Annotated in this window: 16 protein-coding genes and 1 pseudogene; 12 read left to right on the forward strand and 5 right to left on the reverse strand. The window is 56.5% G+C overall.

Features of this window, described 5'->3' with window-relative positions; genetic code table 11:
• The first annotated feature begins 124 nt into the window (after positions 1–124).
• The 7 genes from xylB to ACA070_RS15950 all read left to right on the forward strand — a co-directional run bounded on the left by xylB (position 125) and on the right by ACA070_RS15950 (position 9,614).
• Complete coding sequence (gene xylB, locus ACA070_RS15920) at positions 125–1,621, forward strand: xylulokinase (protein WP_497447413.1); 1,497 nt, start codon at positions 125–127, stop codon at positions 1,619–1,621.
• Positions 1,622–1,634: 13 nt separating this feature from the next.
• Positions 1,635–2,579 (forward strand): carbohydrate kinase family protein, encoded by a 945-nt coding sequence (locus ACA070_RS15925; protein WP_497447414.1) that lies wholly within the window; start codon positions 1,635–1,637, stop codon positions 2,577–2,579.
• A gap of 372 nt (positions 2,580–2,951) precedes the next feature.
• Positions 2,952–5,024 (forward strand): type VI secretion system Vgr family protein, encoded by a 2,073-nt coding sequence (locus ACA070_RS15930; RefSeq protein WP_497447415.1) that lies wholly within the window; start codon positions 2,952–2,954, stop codon positions 5,022–5,024.
• On the forward strand, positions 5,021–5,872 hold the full coding sequence (locus ACA070_RS15935) for a DUF4123 domain-containing protein (protein WP_497447416.1): 852 nt from the start codon (positions 5,021–5,023) through the stop codon (positions 5,870–5,872). The genes ACA070_RS15930 and ACA070_RS15935 overlap by 4 nt, the downstream gene beginning before the upstream one ends.
• A complete protein-coding gene (locus ACA070_RS15940) occupies positions 5,865–6,677 on the forward strand; it encodes a hypothetical protein (RefSeq protein WP_497447417.1) in 813 nt (270 codons plus the stop codon). Before ACA070_RS15935 ends, ACA070_RS15940 begins: the two co-directional genes overlap by 8 nt.
• A 1-nt stretch (position 6,678) precedes the next feature.
• Positions 6,679–7,473 (forward strand): hypothetical protein, encoded by a 795-nt coding sequence (locus ACA070_RS15945; RefSeq protein WP_497447418.1) that lies wholly within the window; start codon positions 6,679–6,681, stop codon positions 7,471–7,473.
• A gap of 11 nt (positions 7,474–7,484) precedes the next feature.
• Positions 7,485–9,614 (forward strand): lipase family protein, encoded by a 2,130-nt coding sequence (locus ACA070_RS15950; protein WP_497447419.1) that lies wholly within the window; start codon positions 7,485–7,487, stop codon positions 9,612–9,614.
• 83 nt (positions 9,615–9,697) lie between these two features.
• On the opposite strand, the gene ACA070_RS15955 is transcribed toward ACA070_RS15950, so the two are convergent.
• Positions 9,698–9,994: a hypothetical protein gene (locus tag ACA070_RS15955; protein ID WP_497447420.1), complete on the reverse strand. Its 297-nt coding sequence runs from the start codon at positions 9,992–9,994 to the stop codon at positions 9,698–9,700.
• 507 nt (positions 9,995–10,501) lie between these two features.
• Between ACA070_RS15955 and ACA070_RS15960 the strand changes: the two genes are divergently transcribed.
• Entirely contained in the window at positions 10,502–10,768 is a 267-nt protein-coding gene (locus ACA070_RS15960) for a DUF2790 domain-containing protein (protein WP_497447421.1), read from the forward strand.
• A gap of 90 nt (positions 10,769–10,858) precedes the next feature.
• On the forward strand, positions 10,859–11,254 hold the full coding sequence (locus ACA070_RS15965) for a hypothetical protein (RefSeq protein ID WP_497447422.1): 396 nt from the start codon (positions 10,859–10,861) through the stop codon (positions 11,252–11,254).
• On the opposite strand, the gene ACA070_RS15970 is transcribed toward ACA070_RS15965, so the two are convergent.
• Positions 11,251–11,526 carry a DUF1652 domain-containing protein gene (locus tag ACA070_RS15970; RefSeq protein ID WP_497447423.1) on the reverse strand — a complete coding sequence of 92 codons (276 nt, stop codon included), beginning with the start codon at positions 11,524–11,526 and terminating at the stop codon, positions 11,251–11,253. The two genes, ACA070_RS15965 and ACA070_RS15970, sit on opposite strands and share 4 nt — an antisense overlap.
• Positions 11,527–11,907: 381 nt before the next feature.
• Here ACA070_RS15970 and eco point away from each other — a divergent pair, with 381 nt between their 5' ends.
• Positions 11,908–12,390, forward strand: coding sequence for a serine protease inhibitor ecotin (eco, locus tag ACA070_RS15975; RefSeq protein WP_497447424.1), 483 nt, complete (start codon positions 11,908–11,910; stop codon positions 12,388–12,390).
• Between the two features lie 33 nt (positions 12,391–12,423).
• On the opposite strand, the pseudogene ilvA reads toward eco, so the two are convergent.
• Positions 12,424–13,419: pseudogene (ilvA, locus tag ACA070_RS15980) on the reverse strand (threonine ammonia-lyase, biosynthetic); the annotation flags it as partial.
• A gap of 248 nt (positions 13,420–13,667) precedes the next feature.
• Here ilvA and ACA070_RS15985 point away from each other — a divergent pair.
• On the forward strand, positions 13,668–14,003 hold the full coding sequence (locus ACA070_RS15985) for a DUF2834 domain-containing protein (RefSeq protein WP_497447425.1): 336 nt from the start codon (positions 13,668–13,670) through the stop codon (positions 14,001–14,003).
• A gap of 144 nt (positions 14,004–14,147) precedes the next feature.
• Here ACA070_RS15985 and ACA070_RS15990 read toward each other — a convergent pair whose 3' ends face one another.
• Together ACA070_RS15990 and ACA070_RS15995 are read right to left on the reverse strand one after the other, a co-directional pair.
• Positions 14,148–15,071, reverse strand: coding sequence for a magnesium transporter CorA family protein (locus ACA070_RS15990; RefSeq protein WP_497447426.1), 924 nt, complete (start codon positions 15,069–15,071; stop codon positions 14,148–14,150).
• Between the two features lie 7 nt (positions 15,072–15,078).
• Positions 15,079–16,653: a RimK family ATP-grasp domain-containing protein gene (locus ACA070_RS15995; protein WP_497447427.1), complete on the reverse strand. Its 1,575-nt coding sequence runs from the start codon at positions 16,651–16,653 to the stop codon at positions 15,079–15,081.
• Between the two features lie 92 nt (positions 16,654–16,745).
• On the opposite strand from ACA070_RS15995, the gene ACA070_RS16000 reads away from it, so the two are divergent.
• Positions 16,746–17,840 carry a peptidase C39 family protein gene (locus tag ACA070_RS16000; protein ID WP_497447428.1) on the forward strand — a complete coding sequence of 365 codons (1,095 nt, stop codon included), beginning with the start codon at positions 16,746–16,748 and terminating at the stop codon, positions 17,838–17,840.
• Positions 17,841–17,848: the final 8 nt, after the last annotated feature.

The following is a 17,848-nucleotide window of genomic DNA, read 5'->3' on the forward strand; positions in this document are numbered from 1 at the left end:
GCAAGCCTCGCTCCTACAGGTCCGGGGTCAACCATCTGATCCGCGCTCGACACTAACCTTGTAGGAGCGAGGCTTGCCCGCGAATGGCTTCACCTAGATTGACCTGACGATCCAAGGATTTTCCATGACAGACCAACACCTCTTCCTCGGCATCGACTGCGGCACCCAAGGCACCAAAGCCGTGATCCTCGACGCCCACAGCGGCCAGGTCCTCGGACAGGGCGCCGCCGCGCACAGCTTGTTCAGCGGCGCCAACGGTCGTCGCGAGCAAGACACCAATCAGTGGCTGGAAGCCTTCACCCTGGCCACCCGCCGTGCGTTGCTCGCCGCGAAAGTCGACGGTCAGGACATCCTCGGCATCGGCGTCTCCGGCCAGCAACACGGCCTGGTGCTGCTCGACGACCAGGGCCGGGCGCTGCGTCCGGCGAAGCTTTGGTGCGACACCGAATCCGCCCCGGAAAACGACCGTCTGCTGGCCCACCTTGGCGGCGAAAAGGGCTCGCTGGAGCGCCTCGGCGTGGTCATTGCGCCGGGCTACACCGTTTCCAAACTGCTGTGGACCAAAGAACAGCACCCGGACATTTTTGCCCGAATCGCCCGCATCCTCCTGCCCCACGACTACCTGAACTACTGGCTCACCGGCCGCAGTTGCAGTGAGTACGGCGATGCCTCCGGCACCGGATATTTCAACGTGCGAACCCGCCAATGGGACTTGCAGTTGCTGCGCGACATCGACTCGAGCGGACGCCTGCAAGCCGCGTTGCCGGAATTGATCGATGCGCATCAAGCGGTCGGCACGATCCTGCCAGGCATCGCCGAGCTCTTGGGCATCAACCCGCAGGCGCTTGTCTCCAGCGGGGGTGGCGACAACATGATGGGCGCCATCGGCACCGGCAACATCAAGCCCGGCGCCATCACCATGAGCCTCGGGTCGTCGGGAACGGTGTACGCCTATTCCGACCAGCCGACAGTCAGCCCGGATGCGTCGGTCGCGACGTTCTGTTCTTCCAGCGGTGGCTGGTTGCCGCTGATCTGCACCATGAACCTGACCAACGCCACCGGGGTTATTCGCGAGCTGTTCGATCTCGATATCGAGCAGTTCAACGACTTGGTCGCGCAAGCACCCATCGGCGCCGAAGGCGTGTGCATGCTGCCATTCCTCAACGGCGAGCGCGTCCCCGCCCTGCCCCATGCCACCGGCAGCCTGCTGGGCTTGACGATGACCAACCTGACCCAGGCCAACCTGTGCCGCGCCGTGGTGGAAGGCACGACCTTCGGTTTGCGTTATGGACTGGACCTGCTGCGCCAGAATGGCTTACAAAGCCGCAGCATTTGCCTGATCGGCGGCGGCTCGAAAAGCCCGGTATGGCGGCAGATGGTCGCCGACATCATGAACACCCCGGTCATCTGCACCGAGCAAAGCGAAGCCGCCGCCCTCGGCGCGGCGATCCAGGCGGCGTGGTGCAAGTCTTGGGCAAACGGCCACGAGGAGAGTCTGGCGGACCTTTGCGAGCGTTGCGTGAAGCTCGATCCGGCCAGTGAAACCTTGCCGATTGCCGACAATGTAGCGGCCTGTCAGCAGGCCTATGAGCGCTATCAACAGCATGTCGCAACCCTTTAAAGAGTGAACAATTATGTATCTGGTGTGTGGCGAAGCGCTGTTCGATTTCTTCAGTGAAGACGACGCCAGCGGCCTGGCTTCAAAAGTGAATTTCAAGGCGATTGCCGGCGGTTCGCCGTTCAACGTCGCGGTCGGACTGCGGCGGTTGGGTGTCGAGTCGGCGCTGTTTGCCGGGTTGTCGACCGACTACCTTGGCCGGCGTTTGCAGCAAGTGCTTTCAGATGAAGGCGTGCGTCCCGACTATTTGGTCGATTTCGCCGCACCTACGACCTTGGCGATGGTTGCCGTCGGTGCCAATGGCTCGCCGCACTACAGCTTTCGCGGTGAAGGTTGTGCGGATCGGCAGCTCAAACCTGAGCATCTGCCTGAGCTGGGGCCTGACGTGCGCGGTTTGCACATCGGCTCGTATTCGCTGGTGGTGCAGCCGATTGCCGACACGCTGCTGGCGTTGGTGCAGAGGGAAAGCGGTAAACGTTTGATCAGCCTTGATCCGAATGTGCGACTCAATCCTGAGCCGAACATCAATCTGTGGCGTTCGCGTGTTGCGACGCTGGTAGAGTTGGCTGACTTGATTAAGGTCAGCGATGAAGATTTGAGCCTGTTGTACCCCGAGCAGGATCCGCAGCGGGTGATTGAAGGCTGGCTGCAGCATCGCTGTCAGTTGGTATTCCTGACCCTTGGTGGCGAAGGGGCGACGGTGTTCAGCCGCAAGCATGGCTCATGGTCGGTGCCGGCCTGCTCGGTGAAAATCGCCGACACCGTGGGCGCTGGCGATACGTTCCAGGCGGCGTTGATTACCTGGTTGACGGAACAGCAGCTGGATTCGGTCGAGGGCGTGCAATCGCTTGAGCGCGAGCAAATCGACGGGATGTTGAAGTTTGCGGTGCAGGCAGCGGCGCTGACGTGCAGCAAGACCGGGCCGGATTTGCCGTATCGGCATCAATTAGATCTTCGCTGATTGACAGGCCCCTATCGCGAGCAGGCTCACTCCCACAGTAGATCTTCAGTGAACACGGATATTGTGCTCGGCAACGATCCAATGTAGGAGCGAGCCTGCTCGCGATGGCGGTGTAACACACACCGCCAATCCTGCGGTCACACTACCGAACGCCTGAAAATGACTGTCAATTCCGGATCGCCACAAGGGTATGACGCTGTCATGTTCAGGAACGGACGACGAAGTATCCCCCGCAATCATTGGCCGAAACCCTATATCTAAGGGTTTTCCCGATAGCACAACGCATCCACGCCTACGGCATTTGCGCCTTGAACGGGGCGGTTTAATGCTGCACCATCCGCACCAGCTTATTCAAAGGACGGAATTAAAGGCATGCTGGACGCGAACGCAACCCATATTTCCCTGACGCTGGAAGGCGTTTCCGTTGACCTGCAAGTGCTCAGCTTCGTCGGTCGCGAAACCCTCAACCAGCCGTTCTGCTTCGACATCGAACTGGTCAGCGCCCGTCCCGACCTGAAACTCGAAGAGTTGCTGCACAAGCCAGGCTGCCTGACCTTCGGCGCCACCGGCAAAGGCATCATCCACGGTCTGGTCTATCGCATCGAGCAAGGCGATTCCGGCAAAAGCCTGACGCGCTACAGCATCAGCCTGGTCCCGCAACTCGCTTACCTGCGTCACAACCATGACCAGCAGATTTTCCAGCATTTAAGTGTGCCGAAAATTATCGCCCAGGTACTTGAGGCGCGCGGCATCCTGGCTGATGCCTACAGTTTCCAGCTCGGCGCGATCTACCCCGAACGCGATTACTGCGTGCAGTACGACGAATCCGACCTGCACTTCATCCAGCGCTTGTGTGAAGAGGAAGGCATTCACTTCCACTTCCAGCACAGCGCCAGCGGCCACAAACTGGTGTTCGGCGATGACCAGACAGTGTTCCGCAAACTGTCGCCCGTGGCCTACCAGCAAGACTCCGGTATGGCCGCCACCAAACCGGTGATCAAGCGCTTCAACCTGCGCCTGGAAACCCGCACCTCCCGCGTCAGCCGCCGCGATTACGACTTCGAAAAACCACGCATCCTCCCTGAAGGCGCCGCCAAGACCACCTTCGCCCCGGACCTTGAAGATTACGACTACCCCGGCCGCTTCACCGACCGTGCACGCGGCAAACAACTGGCGACCCGCGCGCTGGAACGCCATCGCAGCGACTACAAACTTGCCGAAGGCAAAGGCGACGAACCCACCCTGGTCAGCGGCCACTTCATGGCCCTGAGTGAACACCCGCGTGCCGAGTGGAACGATCTCTGGCTGTTGCTCGAAGTCGTGCACGAAGGCAAGCAGCCGCAAGTGCTCGGCAAAAACGTCACCAGCGACGTCACCCACAACAAAGACGATTTCCATCAGGGTTACCGCAACACCTTCCTCGCCACCCCGTGGGACGCGCACTTCCGCCCTGCCCTCGATCACCCGAAACCGAAAGTCCTGGGCAGCCAGACTGCCATCGTCACAGGCCCGCCGGGCGAAGAAATCCACTGCGACCAATACGGCCGCGTCAAAGTGCAATTCCACTGGGACCGCGACGGCCAGGCCAACGACAACACCAGTTGCTGGCTACGCGTCGCCACCGGCTGGGCCGGCAGTGCCTACGGCGGCATCGCCATCCCGCGCGTCGGCATGGAAGTCCTCGTCACCTTCCTCGAAGGCGACCCCGACCAACCGCTGGTCACCGGCTGCCTGTTCCACAAGGAAAACGTCGTCCCCTATGACCTGCCCGCCAACAAGACCCGCAGCACCTTCAAGACCCTGAGCTCACCGGGCGGCAAGGGTTACAACGAGTTTCGTATCGAAGACAAGAAAGGTGCGGAACAGATCTACCTGCACGCCCAGCGCGACTGGGACGAAAACATCGAGCATGACCAGAAGATCCGCATCGGCAATGAACGCCATGACACGGTCGAAGCCAATGTTTTCAGCGAGTTCAAGGTTGAAGAACACCGCATCACCCATCTGGACCGCAAAACCGAAGCGCGGGCGGATGATCACCTGACCGTGGCGGTGACCCAGCATGTGAAGGTCGGGACGGCGCAGTTTGTCGAGGCGGGTCAGGAGATTCATTACCACGCTGGCGAGAAGGTCGTGGTTGAAGGCGGGATGGAACTGACAGCCAAGGCTGGCGGGAGTTTCGTCAAGGTTGATGCGGGGGGCGTGACGATTAGTGGGGCTGAGGTGAAGGTGAACACCGGGGGCTCGCCTGGGGTGGGGACAGGGATTCAGATTCTGCCGCCCGTCATCCCGTGGGCCGCCGCCCAGGACAAGGCCGGCGCCCTGCTCGTCCCGGCCGCCGTACAAATGGCCATGGCCAAAGCCGCCCGTGCGGCGGGCGACATACGTTGCCCGATTTGCGAAGCCTGCCGTGAAGGCAAGTGCGATCTGGGGACTGCAGCATGAGCGACGCACTGAACAACTGGCTCGGCGAACAGGCAAAACTCAATCGCGTGCTGATCCTGGCCCTCGACAGCCTCGCTGAACCGAACCCGGTCACTTCGCTCTACAGCGCCGGATTGATGAAGCGCTCGGTGCAGCTCTATCGACGCACCCAATATGCCGACTTCGCCGCCATCAGCCCGTGGCTGACCGAGCTGCACGAACCCAACGCCGATGCCTTCCGCAAACTGCTCGACGACCCGCAGCGCAACTGGGGCTGGATCGGCAGCATGGAAAAAGCCGACCTCGACGGCCTGACCCAACACTGGCAGGCACGGATGGTCATTGAAGAAGACGGCGAGCGATCGTTGTTCCGTTTTCAGGACAATCGGGTGATGGCTCGTTGCCTCGCTAACTTGAGCGAGACCGAACGGCCGTTACTGTTAGGCCCGATCAGCAGCGTGCTGTATTGGGACGAGGAGCAATGGAAAAGCGCCGATAACGCCCGCCCCGGCATGTACCCGGTGCCAAATCCGGCGCCGTGGTTGCGAATTCCAAACTCGCCGGAGCGTACCCGCAGCATCCTGCGCGAAAACCTGAAACGTTGGCTGCTGGTGTACCACACCGAAGCGGCCGCCAGGCTTTCCGAAACCCGCAATGTTCGTGAGTGGCTGGAAGAACAGATGGACCTGCTCGAAGCCTGGCAATGGAATACGCCTGATCAACGTGAATTCATGCTCAGTCTCAGACTTGATCCCAAATGCGCGGACGACGTGGCTTGGCAGCCATTACCGAGTGAAACCCCAGAGCAGCATTTTGCGCGGTGTCAGCGGGTGTTTGATGCGAGTTTGGGCAAACCAGAGCGTGAGTAAGTTTGTGCCGGCTGGCGCTGCTAGACGTGTGCTTTGGTTTTCTGCTGTAGCGGGTGTGATGGTGGCTTCTGGTTGTTCGACCATCAAGCCTACTGACAGTTTTACGTTACTGACGGAGCTGCCGCCGGGGTTCAGCATTAAAGGTGAAGCGTCTTATGTGCCGCGTACGGGTGAGACTTGCACGGTCCCTCCTCGAAAAAGCAGAAGCTATCCTGGATTAAAGTTATTTGAGCAAAAGCTTAATAACGACGCTCAGACAGCGCATTTCGAAGTACCACTAACCAGTAACGAAGGTGGCTGCCCCTTGGTACTTGATAACTTCGCATATGAGGTTGACGCTAAATATGGTGCTGACTTTCGAAATGTAGGTAGGGCCCATACAGGAATTTCGTTTCAGGACGGAAATGTAGAAAGTCCGGCCCCTCCTCCCGTTCTAGTCTTGCAAAAACAGTGTGAATGGTTTTTTCGCACCGCAGGACCAAAACGCTACATCGTAAAACTTCTGAAATGTAGATCTGTAGAACGTCAGGATCAGGCAAGTGACACAGATGTTAAAGGTCCCATGCAACGCGCTCAGTTCGCAGGAAAGACAATAAACGTAGCTTTCGCTATTTCAAGCGAAGAGAGCCCGGCCATAAGTGACAACTGGGTAAGGTTTCCGGTGGGCTGGAAACGTTGCATGGGTGACAGCCTTGAGGATCCTTATGCGTTCTGCGGAGACAATAAAACTGAGTTTAAAGCATTCAAAATGCCGGATGGACGTGATTGCACTGTCTACCCCAACTGCACCGAACAAGGACTATAAAATGTTTTATCGAGACTTTTACACTGGACTTGTTCGAGCAGCGGCTATCGGTTTGGGAACGTTTGGGGCTACAGCTTGCTCCGTCGCACAACAGGATAGCTTTACGCTGATCACTGAACTTCCACCCGGATTCAGCATTAAAGGCGAAGCGTCCTATGTGCCTCGTACGGGAGAGAGTTGTACAGTCCCACCTCGAAAAAGCAGAAGCTACCCCGGATTGAAGTTCTTCGAGCAAAAGTTTAGTAACGACGCCCAGACAGCGCAATTCGAAGTACCGCTAACCAGCATCGAAGGGGGGTGCCCCTTGGTGCTTGATACCTTCGCGTATGAGGTTGATGCCAAATATGGTGCTGACTTCCGGAATGTAGGTAGGGCACACACAGGGGTTTCGTTTGAGGATAGAAGTTCAGAAAGACCAAGACCTCCCGAAGCCTTGATAAAGCAAAAGCAGTGTCAATGGTTGTTTCGCACCGCTGGACCCGATCGTTACATCGTGAAGATTTTGAAATGTAAATCTGTCACAGCGCCCAACGAGGTGAGTGACGAAGTTGAAAAGGGTCCCATACAACGAGCACAGCTCGCGGGCAAAACGATCAAAGTTGTATTTTCAATTGCCACGGAAGAAACCCCATATATGGGAGATACATGGGTTAAATTTCCTGAAGGCTGGAAACGGTGCATGGGAAAGAGCCTCGAAGATCCTTATGCGTTTTGTCGCGGCAATACTACCGATTTTAAGCCCTTTAAAATGCCAGATGGACGCGATTGTACCGTTTATCCCACCTGTACTGAATAAGGATATTTTTTATGGAGCCGAAGGCACCTTGCAATCCACTCTTAAGTGAAAAATCAGGAGCATGCCCACTGCGTGGCGACTGGATTAGTTTTCAAGTAGTAGATGAAACCGGCGATGGCAAGCCTTACGCTGGGCTCTCCTATGTCCTTCAGGATAGTGCGCATCAAAAATATCCCGGAGTACTGGACGCTGATGGAAAAGCGAAGGTTTTCAACCATTATCAAGGCCCTGTCGTACTGACTCTTGACGCCCCTTATATAGGTACTGATGATCTTTATTCTGTCCTTTCGCGGCGAGAAAGCTACCCCATTCCCATCACAGAATTTCAGGTAAAAGCCGAGAAAACTCGTTTTGTACGGAAAGACGGTTTACGCGTTGAGAAAAATCCTGCAAAGGAAAAGGCAGACCAGTTTTTTCATGTCGAAGTGAAAGACTTGGTGAAATTTACTGCTCATCTGCCACCCTACTCTCCTAGAAAATACCCTCCAAACCAAAGTTTAATGAAAGCCATGGGCGACCTCGGGTTCGGACCAATAGAATCGGAACTCTATGGGATTGGCCTATTACCTAACAAACATACCGTTCTTGAAGTACGCCCACTGCGCGCCTTCCGCCCCATGCTGTCGAAAGACAACGCATTCAGCGCATTGAACCTGTATCAACTGTCTCTATTTTCAAGCTTGAGCTACTGTAATTTTGGTCAAGAGCCTGCCGAAAAACCAATCGACACTGTAACGTTTCCATTGGATCCGAGCGTCGGACATATGTTTGGTAATAGCCTTGCCAGTTACACAGAGTCTTGGAAAATCAACTCAGCCCAGACATTAGCTTACTATCCACTTTATGAAGATGTGCCTTACTCCAAGCGTTTCGAGATTTTGCCGTTCGACCCCACATTATACGAAAAAAACAAGCGAGAATTAGGCCCAAATCAAGAGCATCCCGCCACGTGGCACTTCTTCGATGATGGCAAATCCGAAGGCGGCACCAATACTCAGGCTTTCATAACCCACCATGACGAAATTATTCTAATCTCCGTTCGAGGAACGTTAGAACTAGTGGACTTCGTGCGAGACACAGATGCAGAGCAAGTTCCTATTACGGGTGGCATAGGTAAAGCGCACAAAGGCTTTTACGATGCCTACCGAGCGATGAGTACTTTTATACTTACCTATCTCGATAGTTTTCACGTAGACCAAAAAGTCATTATTTGCGGACATAGCCTCGGCGGAGCCATTGCAACTTTGCTTGCTGAAGCGCTGCGACGCGATACCAAAAAATACGACGTCCTTCTCTATACCTACGGCTCCCCACGAGCCGGCGACGCCGACTTCGTCAACGGCGCGGCAGACTTGGCCCATCACCGCATGGTCAACAGCAATGACCCGATTCCAAGTGTTCCCGCGCCATGGATGAACACCCGCAAAAGTATCTGGATGCCCGGCGTGGTCCTCAGTTTTATCACCGCTCCTTTAGGCGCACTTATTTTCGCTATAGGCCTGTCGCGAACCGGCGGTGCACCCTACGAACACCAAGGTAGTCTGCACCATTTCATGCCTGTTCATTTTAAAGGGCGCGAGAAATCCGCGGTTCTCTGGGACCCAGGTTGCGACTCCATCGAAGAGGCGGCTTGCACCAAGGCATTGAAAAAGTTCGGTGACATGCCCGATCGTGATGCTTTTGTGCTGCAACTGTTCCAGATGAGCGATCACTACATGGTGCCCTCCTACATTCCGTACGCTTGGGCAACATTACGCCGCTGGCAGCAAACCCAGGAAAGCGGGACTACGGTGGTTACCAAAACAGAGTACGACCAGGTTTACTACCAATTGCAAGAGATGCAGGACCGGCTGAAAGCGAAGGAAGCTGAACTGAGGTTCGCTTTCCAGTCTGACCGTCGGCAGTATCAGCAAGAGGCGAATGTGTTGAGAGCAGAAATAGGACGGCTTAATACATCCCGGCAACGGATTCATACCCTGAGCTTCCTCAAACTGGCGCCCGTGGACGTTTACGGCTCCGCCACCCAGGCACCGGAACATAAAATCAACGTAGATCGCTGGATGGCGAAAAAAGAAAACAGTGTCGAGGTCCAGCTCGCGATGATTCCTGATGCAAGCAGCAGTGATCTGAGGACAGCGTAATTTTCAGGAACGCATTAACTCGGTGCGCCGTGTAAACAAGCCAGTGTCCGCAGGAGACTGGCTTGTTATGTACCGCAGTGGCGTCAGACCGGCGCCTTCCACCCCATCATCCGCTGCTGAGCCACCTGCAACAGATCAAAACCATCCTGAGTCAGCAGGTAAAGCGCATGGGTAATGTGCGGGATGTCTTGAACATCGCCATGCTTGAAACATTGGCAGTGAAGGGTTTCAAGTAATTGACTGGCAGCCCGGACCCGCTGTAAGGCGGCTTCGAGAATGTCTTGGGGATTGGCTTCGGTGTCGATCACCAAAGGATTCGAGTCGGTGACGCTGCTGTTGATTGAACGGTAACGATCGGGAAACGGGTTTAGCGTAGGCATAGTAATTACTCGGGTGTTAATTAGTAATCGCCAGCACCGTGACCAAACGGTGGGAGGCGGCTGTGTACAGGCTTGGTCAACCGACAACACCCAATCGGCTCGCCCTAAGGCGTCCCGCACACAGCCACCATTGCAACGCACCACGAGGACGTAGAAGTCCGCGGCGCGAATCATGGCACATATATGTGCGGTGTTATCAGGTGACCAAACCTGTCCGCTGATTTTGCAGCGAGCCCAAACAGTAAACGCTGCCCCCCATCCGGCGAAAGTCGACAAGGCATCTGACCTTGTAGGACCAAGCCGAAGATCCCGTAGATCGTTTCCCACATGAAACTTCTGACAGAAACGCCCTCGCGACAAGCGGCGTTCAGCCGGGTTAACCATCCGTTAACCCCGCGGTCCAAAACTTTACTGGACCGCACGCCCTCAGGTTCTTCTGACGCCCAGTGCGGCAGGTTCGACGCCAATTCGTCGAGCTGACTTTACGTCTGCACTGGAGATCGCCACATGAACGTCCGTACGCTGCTGATCACTTCCGTCCTCGCCTGCACCGCGTTTACCGGGCTTGCGCAGGCCAACGACACGTCGTCCTCGCAAGCCACCCCGTATCACTACGGCATGCCGTTGAACATCGACAAAGTGGTCGCCCTGACTGAGCCGAGCACGCCGGAATGCAAAGTGATAACGGCTGACATGAAGTACATCGATACGTCAGGCAAACCTGAAGAAATCAGCTACCGGAAGCTTTCTGACGCTTGCAGTTATCAGAACTGACCGAAAGGTCTGATTTTGCACTTTGCGGTATTCCTGTGAGGGATCAGGCGCTATGCTTTGGCGCGTCCCTCACTGCCGCAAGGATCCGCCATGCAGTTATCGTTTCGCACCCTGTCGACCTTCACTTCCCTTCTGTGTTTTTTACTGGCCCTGGTCTGGGGTTTGATGCCGGACGGGTTGCTGGCGCTCTGGAGTATTGAGTATTCGTCTGCGACAGGTTTTGTCGCGAGGCGCAGCGCGGTGCTGTTCGCGGCGTTGGGCGTAATGTTTTATCTGGTTCGAAACGAGGCGCCGTCCGGCATCCGCAATGCGCTGAGCACCGGGTTTACCGTTGGCTGTTTCGGTTTGGCAGCGCTGGGTTTCGGCGAATGGCTCAACGGCCATGCCGGGCCAGGCATTTTGCTGGCTGTGGTGGTCGAGTCGGCGCTGGGACTGGGGTTTGTCCAGACCCGGCGCGTGTCAGTGGAACTCGAAACTGCCGGTTAAAACGCTTTCCTGTCCAAGTGCAAAGGCTGGGCAACGGCTTGTGACCGATGCTCCATGTCAGAGCGCAATCCGGCAATCAGGTCGTTGATTTCACGGCAACCATTCAGGTGCTTGGCATCTATCCCGGTCTTTATCAAATCGAGGTGATCGGTTTCACGGTCTGAGTACACCTTGACGGTCATCGACAGGTCCGGCGACAGCGTGCATTGACAACGTTTCGGCAGAAAACTGCTTTCAATAATATTTCGTAGTTCCAGGGCAGAAAGAAACATGGCGACCCTCTCCTAATTGTGAGATTGCCAAATAAATTCAAGCGTTGGTCCGTGCTGAAATCTCCCGCTTTTCTTCCGCATGCGGGGTTTCTACGTCTCAAACACTAGACCGTCCTCGCGTTCCAAGCTGACTCAATACTGTCCCGTTCAACTCAAGACCTGAATGAGCATAAAACATGCCGCAAATTTCGCCGTGCAGCTCATCGGTAAATCAACCATTTAACGGACATGCCTATAAACAGCCTCATGCAATTTGCAAGAAAAGGCCGTTTCAGCCCTGCAATTTGCATACAACCCGGTTTGCATTTAGCGGAGGTCGACAGTAAGAATGCGCCTGTCATTCCAGTATCCGCTGACCCCACTCACACGCAAGGAGGCACCATGGGTTCTTTGACCTCTGTCACTACCGTCGGGCTGATTGTTGCCAGTCTTTCAAGCGCGGCTCATGCCGCAAAGCTCGAAACGGTCGCGCCGTTTCCCAAGCCTGAGAGCGGTTTTACCCGCCAGGTCATTCACGTTCCTGAGCAACAGCAGGAAGAAAGCTTCCAGGTTGAAGTGCTGGCCGGCAAGAACCTGACCGTGGACTGCAATCGCCAACGACTGGGCGGTATCCTTGAAGAAAAAAACCTTGAAGGCTGGGGCTATCCCTTCTACCGCCTGGAGAAAGTCATCGGCCCGATGAGCACGATGATGGCCTGCCCCGACGGCAAGAGTAAAAAAGAGTTCGTGCCGGTGGTCGGTGACGGCTTTATGCTTCGCTACAACAGTAAGTTGCCGATCGTGCTCTACGTGCCCAAGGACGTCGAAGTCCGCTATCGGATCTGGTCGGCGTCGAGCAAGGTCCAAAAAGCTGTTCAGGAATAACCACAGCGCCCCTCCTCACGCTGAGGCGCCGCTCAACGCGGCGCGCTCGGCGACGTGCCGCAAACTATCAAAATTGATGTTGGCGCCCGAGTCGATGGCTACCAGGGTTTGACCGCGCACACCGGTTTGTGCGATGTACTTCTTGATTCCGGCCACCGCCAAGGCGCCGGAGGGTTCGGTGATCGAGCGGGTATCGTCGTAGATATTCTTGATGGCGGCGCAAAGTTCGTCGTTGCTGATGGTCAATACCTCATCAACGCAAAACCGACACACCTCAAAACCATAAGCGCCGATCTGCGCTACTGCCACGCCATCGGCGAACGTTCCTACATCGGGCAGTACAACCCGCTCACCTGCCCGCAACGAGGCGAACAAACACGCGGAATTTTCTGACTCGACACCGATGATGCGCACTTCAGGGCGCAGGTATTTGACATACGCCGCGATGCCGGCGATCAAACCTCCGCCACCCACCGGGACGAAGATCGCGTCCAGCGGGCCTTGATGTTGGCGAAGAATCTCCATGGCGACGGTGCCCTGCCCCGCGATCACGTCCGGGTCGTCGAAAGGCGAAACGAAGGTGCGACCGGTTTGCTCGGCCAGGCGCAGCGCGTAGCCGAGGGCAAACGGAAAACTTTCGCCGTGCAGCACCGCGTCAGCACCCCGACTGCGCACCCCGAGCACCTTCAACTCTGGTGTCGTGCAGGGCATGACGATGGTCGCGGCGATCCCCAGCTCACGCGCCGCCAACGCCACGCCTTGGGCGTGATTGCCCGCTGAAGCGGTGATCACGCCGCGAGCCTTTTGCTCATCGCTCAGTTGCACCAGTTTGTTGTATGCGCCACGGATCTTGAATGAAAAGGTCGGTTGCAAGTCTTCGCGCTTGAGCAGGACCTGATTACCAAAGGCCTCGGACAGCGCTGGCGCGGGTTGCAAGGGTGTGCGCACGGCCAGTTCATACACCGGCGCGGCGAGGATCTTTTTCACGTAGTGCTCAAGCAAAGCCTGCTGGGCGGGGGTGCTGCTCATGGTCGTCTCCTGACATTGATCGGAGCCCGGGAGACAGAAAGTAAAAACCCGCCTCTAGGGCGGGTTGGGTGCTGCAGTCGTGAGCTAGCCCGCCAGATAAGGAATGGCGGTAATAATGCTTGGCTGGCAGCGCAATACGGTGGAAGTCATGGCTGGAAATTAGCGGGAGGTTGATGGCAAGTCAATGGCCAATTTTCTTCGGCCTCTGTAGGCTGGCGACATCGCTCATTGTCCCAAGGAAGGAAACCATGAAGTCTGTCGCCCTGCCCCTCATTGCCCTGATTGCCTTTGCCGGGTACACCGTTTCAGTGATGCTTCAGGCGGAGCAGTCGCTGATCGACTTCGGCATCAGCCTGATGTCGCGCCCGGATACTGCGCAGGTGGTGATTGATCTTTATCTGCTGGCGATTCTGGCCGGAATCTGGATGTACAAGGATGCGCGCAAGCGTGGGCAGTCGGGGGTGTCGGTGATTCCGTATTTGTTGATCACGGCGGTTTTCGTGTCGGTCGGGCCGTTGTTGTACCTGGTGGTTCGTGGGCTTAAAAATCGTAAGAAATGCATCGATGCAGGCCAGCAAGCCTGATCCAGAAGTTACTGTGATTCTGATAAAGCCATCGCGAGCAGGCTCGCTCCCACATTGATCTTCACTGAATGGAGATTTTGTATTCAACACAGAACCCATGTGGGAGCGAGCCTGCTCGCGATAGCGCCATGACGGGCAACACATTCACTTCGCCAGGCGCCTGAGCCCAAGCACCATCGCTCCCGCGCCAATCATCATCGCCGTCAGAAACAACGGATACGACACCCACCAGGGCGTGTCCCCGGTCATCATGCTGAACTCGGACATACCGCCAATGCTCGCAATCAGGTTCAGCGGCAAAAACACCACGTTGATTAACGTCAGTTTGCGCAGCAGGTTGTTCATGCTGTTGTTCATCAGGTTGCCCCGGGCATCGATCAGCCCGGAGAACACCGTGGAATAGATTTCCGCCTGTTTGTAGCACTGGTTGTTTTCGATGATCAGGTCGTCGATCAGGCCGATGGCTTCGGTGTTGAAGTGCTCTTTGGCCGCGTGGTTGCGCAGCCGCGTCAGGACCGCGCCGTTGCTGTGAATTGCGTTGATGTAATAGATCAGGCTTTCGCTGAGGTTGAACATCTGGATCAAGTGCTGGTTCTGCATCGAGGCGTTGAATTTCTGCTGCAACTCCCGGGCAACCATCTTGATCACCTTCAGATGCCCCAAATAGTGATGGATGTTGTTGAACAACAGGTCGAGCAACACATCCAGCGGCGTGTTCAACCGCTGCCGGGTGCCGAGTCCGTGCAGCGGCGCATCGTCGGTGGCGATCACCAGCAATCGCTGCGCAGAAAACAACAGGCCACAGGACGACACTTCAAAGGCAAGGCTGCCGGCGCCGGAATAATTCTCCGGGCGCTTCCAGATCAGGAACAGGTTGTCGGGGTGGAACTCGATGCGCGACACCTCATCGGGGTCCAGGGCCGAGGCCAGGGCATGCTCATCGAGCTTGAAGTGGCTGTGCAACAAGTCTCGCTCGGCGGCATCGGGGCTGCTGAACAGCATCACCTCGGCGTCTAGCCGTTCGACCGATTGCAGGGCGCCGCCGGCCAGTTGAAAGCTTTTGATCATCGGCCGCTCACCAGGCCTGGCCGCGTCGTTTCAGTTCCAGACGACGGACGAATTCCTCCAGCACCAGCGAATACAGATCGTCCTGCAAGTACGCGTCTTCGATGCCGGCGTCCATGTTCGGGTTATCGTTGACTTCGATCACCACCACTTTGTCGCCGGACTGCTTGAGGTCCACGCCGTAGAGGCCGTCGCCGATCAGATTGGCGGTTTTCACGGCCAGTTCGACCACGGCTCGCGGGGCTTCGTGGACCGCCAGGGTGCGACATTCGCCGTTGATGTCCTGGCCTTTGGCCTTGTGGTTGTAGATTTGCCAGTGGCCCTTGGACATGAAGTATTGGCAGGCGAAGATCGGTTTGCGGTTGAGTACGCCGATACGCCAGTCGTATTCGGTGTAGAAGAATTCCTGAGCCAGCAACAGCACCGAGTGCTCGAACAGTTCCGCAGTTGCTTCGAGCAAGGCTTGCTGGCTTTCGACCTTGATCACGCCACGGGAGAAACAGCCGTCGGGGATCTTCAGCACCAAGGGAAAGCCCAGGCGTTCACCGACCCGTTCGAAATCTTCCGGTCGATCCTTGTAGAGGATTTCGGTGGCGGGCATGCCGAGTTGATGACTCTTGAGCAGATCGGTCAGGTACACCTTGTTGGTGCAGCGCAGGATCGACGCCGGATCATCCATCACCACCAACCCTTCGCTCTCGGCTTTTTTCGCAAAACGATAGGTGTGGTTGTCGACGCTTGTGGTCTCGCGGATCAGCAGGCCGTCGTATTCGGCGATGCGCGCGTAGTCCTTGCGTTCGATCAGCTCGACATCAATGCCCAAGGTCTTGCCGACGCGTACGAAATTATCCAGCGCTTTCGGGTTGGAGGGCGGCAAGGCTTCCTGCGGATCATGCAGGATGGCCAGGTCATAACGGGCCAGCCGTCGTGAGCGTGGCACACGCCAGATCTTGCGACTGAAACTGTCCAGAGAGTTGGCAAATTGATCTTCCTGGTCTTCGCGCAATTTATGCAAGGCGCCGGACTTTATACCTTCGATGTGCCAACCGTTGGTTCTTCTAAATTCAACTAACAATATCGGGCACGGGAAAACTTCAAACAACTGACGCGCCAGATCCTGCAAGGGTTCTATATTGGTTTTGCCGAAGTACAGCGTCAGGGTAAAGCCTTCGGTGTCGCTGTAAAGATGATTGCTGAGGGCTTTTTCCAGGGGTTTATCCAGGTCGTCCAGCGCCAGGCCGTACAAGGATTTTTTGGTCAGTTCACTGATGGTCCGCACCGACGGAATGACCTTGTGCCCCCGTGCTTCGGCCAGCAATGAGCAGTAATAGCCGTGCCCCAGGTACTTGTAGCTGCGGCACAGGTTGATCACCTGGACCCGTTTACCCTGTTCGTTGTCCCGGGTCTGCTCAAGGTATTCCTGGGCACTGACGATGTCCTCGCTGGGGAAATACGAGGCCCAGTCTTCTTTGCGTTCGACGATGATAATCAACTGACTTGAAGTTCTGCCTGCGTCATTTAAATAAGTTGCTGCCGGCAAAGTTTGCTCGGATACTTCGCGCCAATGACCTTGTACCGCTGACATAGTGATTGATCCGTTGGAGAACTAGACCTTTCCTATTAAGCACGAACTTTTTCGAAAGTCCCGTTTCGTTACGCAACTTTTACGGCGGTCATATGAATACTGTCTTTCGCTTGGCGGTAGTTGAAGACTTACCCGCGCTGCTGGAACTCGAACAGCAATGTTTCACCACGGACCGACTCAACAGTCGCAGTTTTCTGTGGATGATGACCCGGGCCCACGGCCGACTGTTGGTGGCCCAGCGTGGCGAGCAATTGCTCGGTTACGCGGTGGTGCTGTTTCACCGGGGCACTTCGCTGGCGCGGCTTTATTCGATTGCAATCGCGACCGGCGCACGTGGCAGCGGGTTGGGCAAGCAGCTGCTCGCACGCGTCGAGTCCTGTGCCCTTGAACACGATTGCGCCTACCTGCGGCTTGAAGTGCGTATCGACAACCCGGCGGCGATTGCCTTGTATGAACGCAACGGCTACCGGCGTTTCGCACTGATCCATGACTATTACCAGGACCATGCCGACGCGCTGCGCCTTGAAAAACGCATCCTTGAGCACCGCGATTCGCGCAGCATCAAGGTGCCCTGGTACCGGCAAACCACCGATTTCACCTGCGGCCCGGCCTGCCTGCTGATGGCCATGGGGGCGCTGCAAGGCGATCGACGGCTGGAGCGTCGCGAAGAACTGCAAATCTGGCGTGAGGCGACGACGGTGTTCATGACCGCAGGCCATGGCGGCTGCAGCCCTCAAGGCCTGGCGCTGGCGGCATGGCGTCGGGGTTTTCGGGTGCGTCTGCAACTGAGCATGGACGGGCCGTTGTTTCTCGATGGCGTGCGCGATGAGCATAAAAAAGACGTAATGCGTCTGGTGCACGAAGAGTTCACTGCGCAGCTACTCAAGACTGATGTGGAACGTGAGATCGGTGGCCCGCTGAGCCTTCCACGGTTACTGGGCGATGGCGGACAACCGCTGGTGCTGATCAGCAGCTATCGGCTGACCCGCTCCAAGGCGCCCCATTGGGTAATCGTTACCGATTGCGATGATGAATTCGTTTATCTGCACGACCCGGATGTGGACCACAGCCAGCATCGACAACCGATGGACTGCCAGCATTTGCCGGTCAGCCATGGGGAGTTCGATAAGATGTGCAGCTTTGGCCGGGGCAAGCTTCGGGCGGCGGTGATCCTGTATGCCCGGTGATGCCACCG

Source organism: Pseudomonas sp. LBUM1678 (assembly GCF_059695575.1).

Bases quoted from the DNA above. Each gene is read 5' to 3' on its own strand.
- ACA070_RS15935 (WP_497447416.1), top strand. From the start codon at position 5,021: ATGAGCGACGCACTGAACAACTGGCTCGGCGAACAGGCAAAACTCAAT.
- ACA070_RS15965 (WP_497447422.1), top strand. From the start codon at position 10,859: ATGCAGTTATCGTTTCGCACCCTGTCGACCTTCACTTCCCTTCTGTGT.
- xylB (WP_497447413.1), top strand. From the start codon at position 125: ATGACAGACCAACACCTCTTCCTCGGCATCGACTGCGGCACCCAAGGC.
- ACA070_RS15985 (WP_497447425.1), top strand. From the start codon at position 13,668: ATGAAGTCTGTCGCCCTGCCCCTCATTGCCCTGATTGCCTTTGCCGGG.
- ACA070_RS15945 (WP_497447418.1), top strand. From the start codon at position 6,679: ATGTTTTATCGAGACTTTTACACTGGACTTGTTCGAGCAGCGGCTATC.
- ACA070_RS15950 (WP_497447419.1), top strand. From the start codon at position 7,485: ATGGAGCCGAAGGCACCTTGCAATCCACTCTTAAGTGAAAAATCAGGA.
- ACA070_RS15960 (WP_497447421.1), top strand. From the start codon at position 10,502: ATGAACGTCCGTACGCTGCTGATCACTTCCGTCCTCGCCTGCACCGCG.
- ACA070_RS15990 (WP_497447426.1), bottom strand. From the start codon at position 15,071: ATGATCAAAAGCTTTCAACTGGCCGGCGGCGCCCTGCAATCGGTCGAA.
- ACA070_RS15970 (WP_497447423.1), bottom strand. From the start codon at position 11,526: ATGTTTCTTTCTGCCCTGGAACTACGAAATATTATTGAAAGCAGTTTT.
- eco (WP_497447424.1), top strand. From the start codon at position 11,908: ATGGGTTCTTTGACCTCTGTCACTACCGTCGGGCTGATTGTTGCCAGT.
- ACA070_RS15995 (WP_497447427.1), bottom strand. From the start codon at position 16,653: ATGTCAGCGGTACAAGGTCATTGGCGCGAAGTATCCGAGCAAACTTTG.
- ACA070_RS15925 (WP_497447414.1), top strand. From the start codon at position 1,635: ATGTATCTGGTGTGTGGCGAAGCGCTGTTCGATTTCTTCAGTGAAGAC.
- ACA070_RS15930 (WP_497447415.1), top strand. From the start codon at position 2,952: ATGCTGGACGCGAACGCAACCCATATTTCCCTGACGCTGGAAGGCGTT.
- ACA070_RS15955 (WP_497447420.1), bottom strand. From the start codon at position 9,994: ATGCCTACGCTAAACCCGTTTCCCGATCGTTACCGTTCAATCAACAGC.
- ACA070_RS16000 (WP_497447428.1), top strand. From the start codon at position 16,746: ATGAATACTGTCTTTCGCTTGGCGGTAGTTGAAGACTTACCCGCGCTG.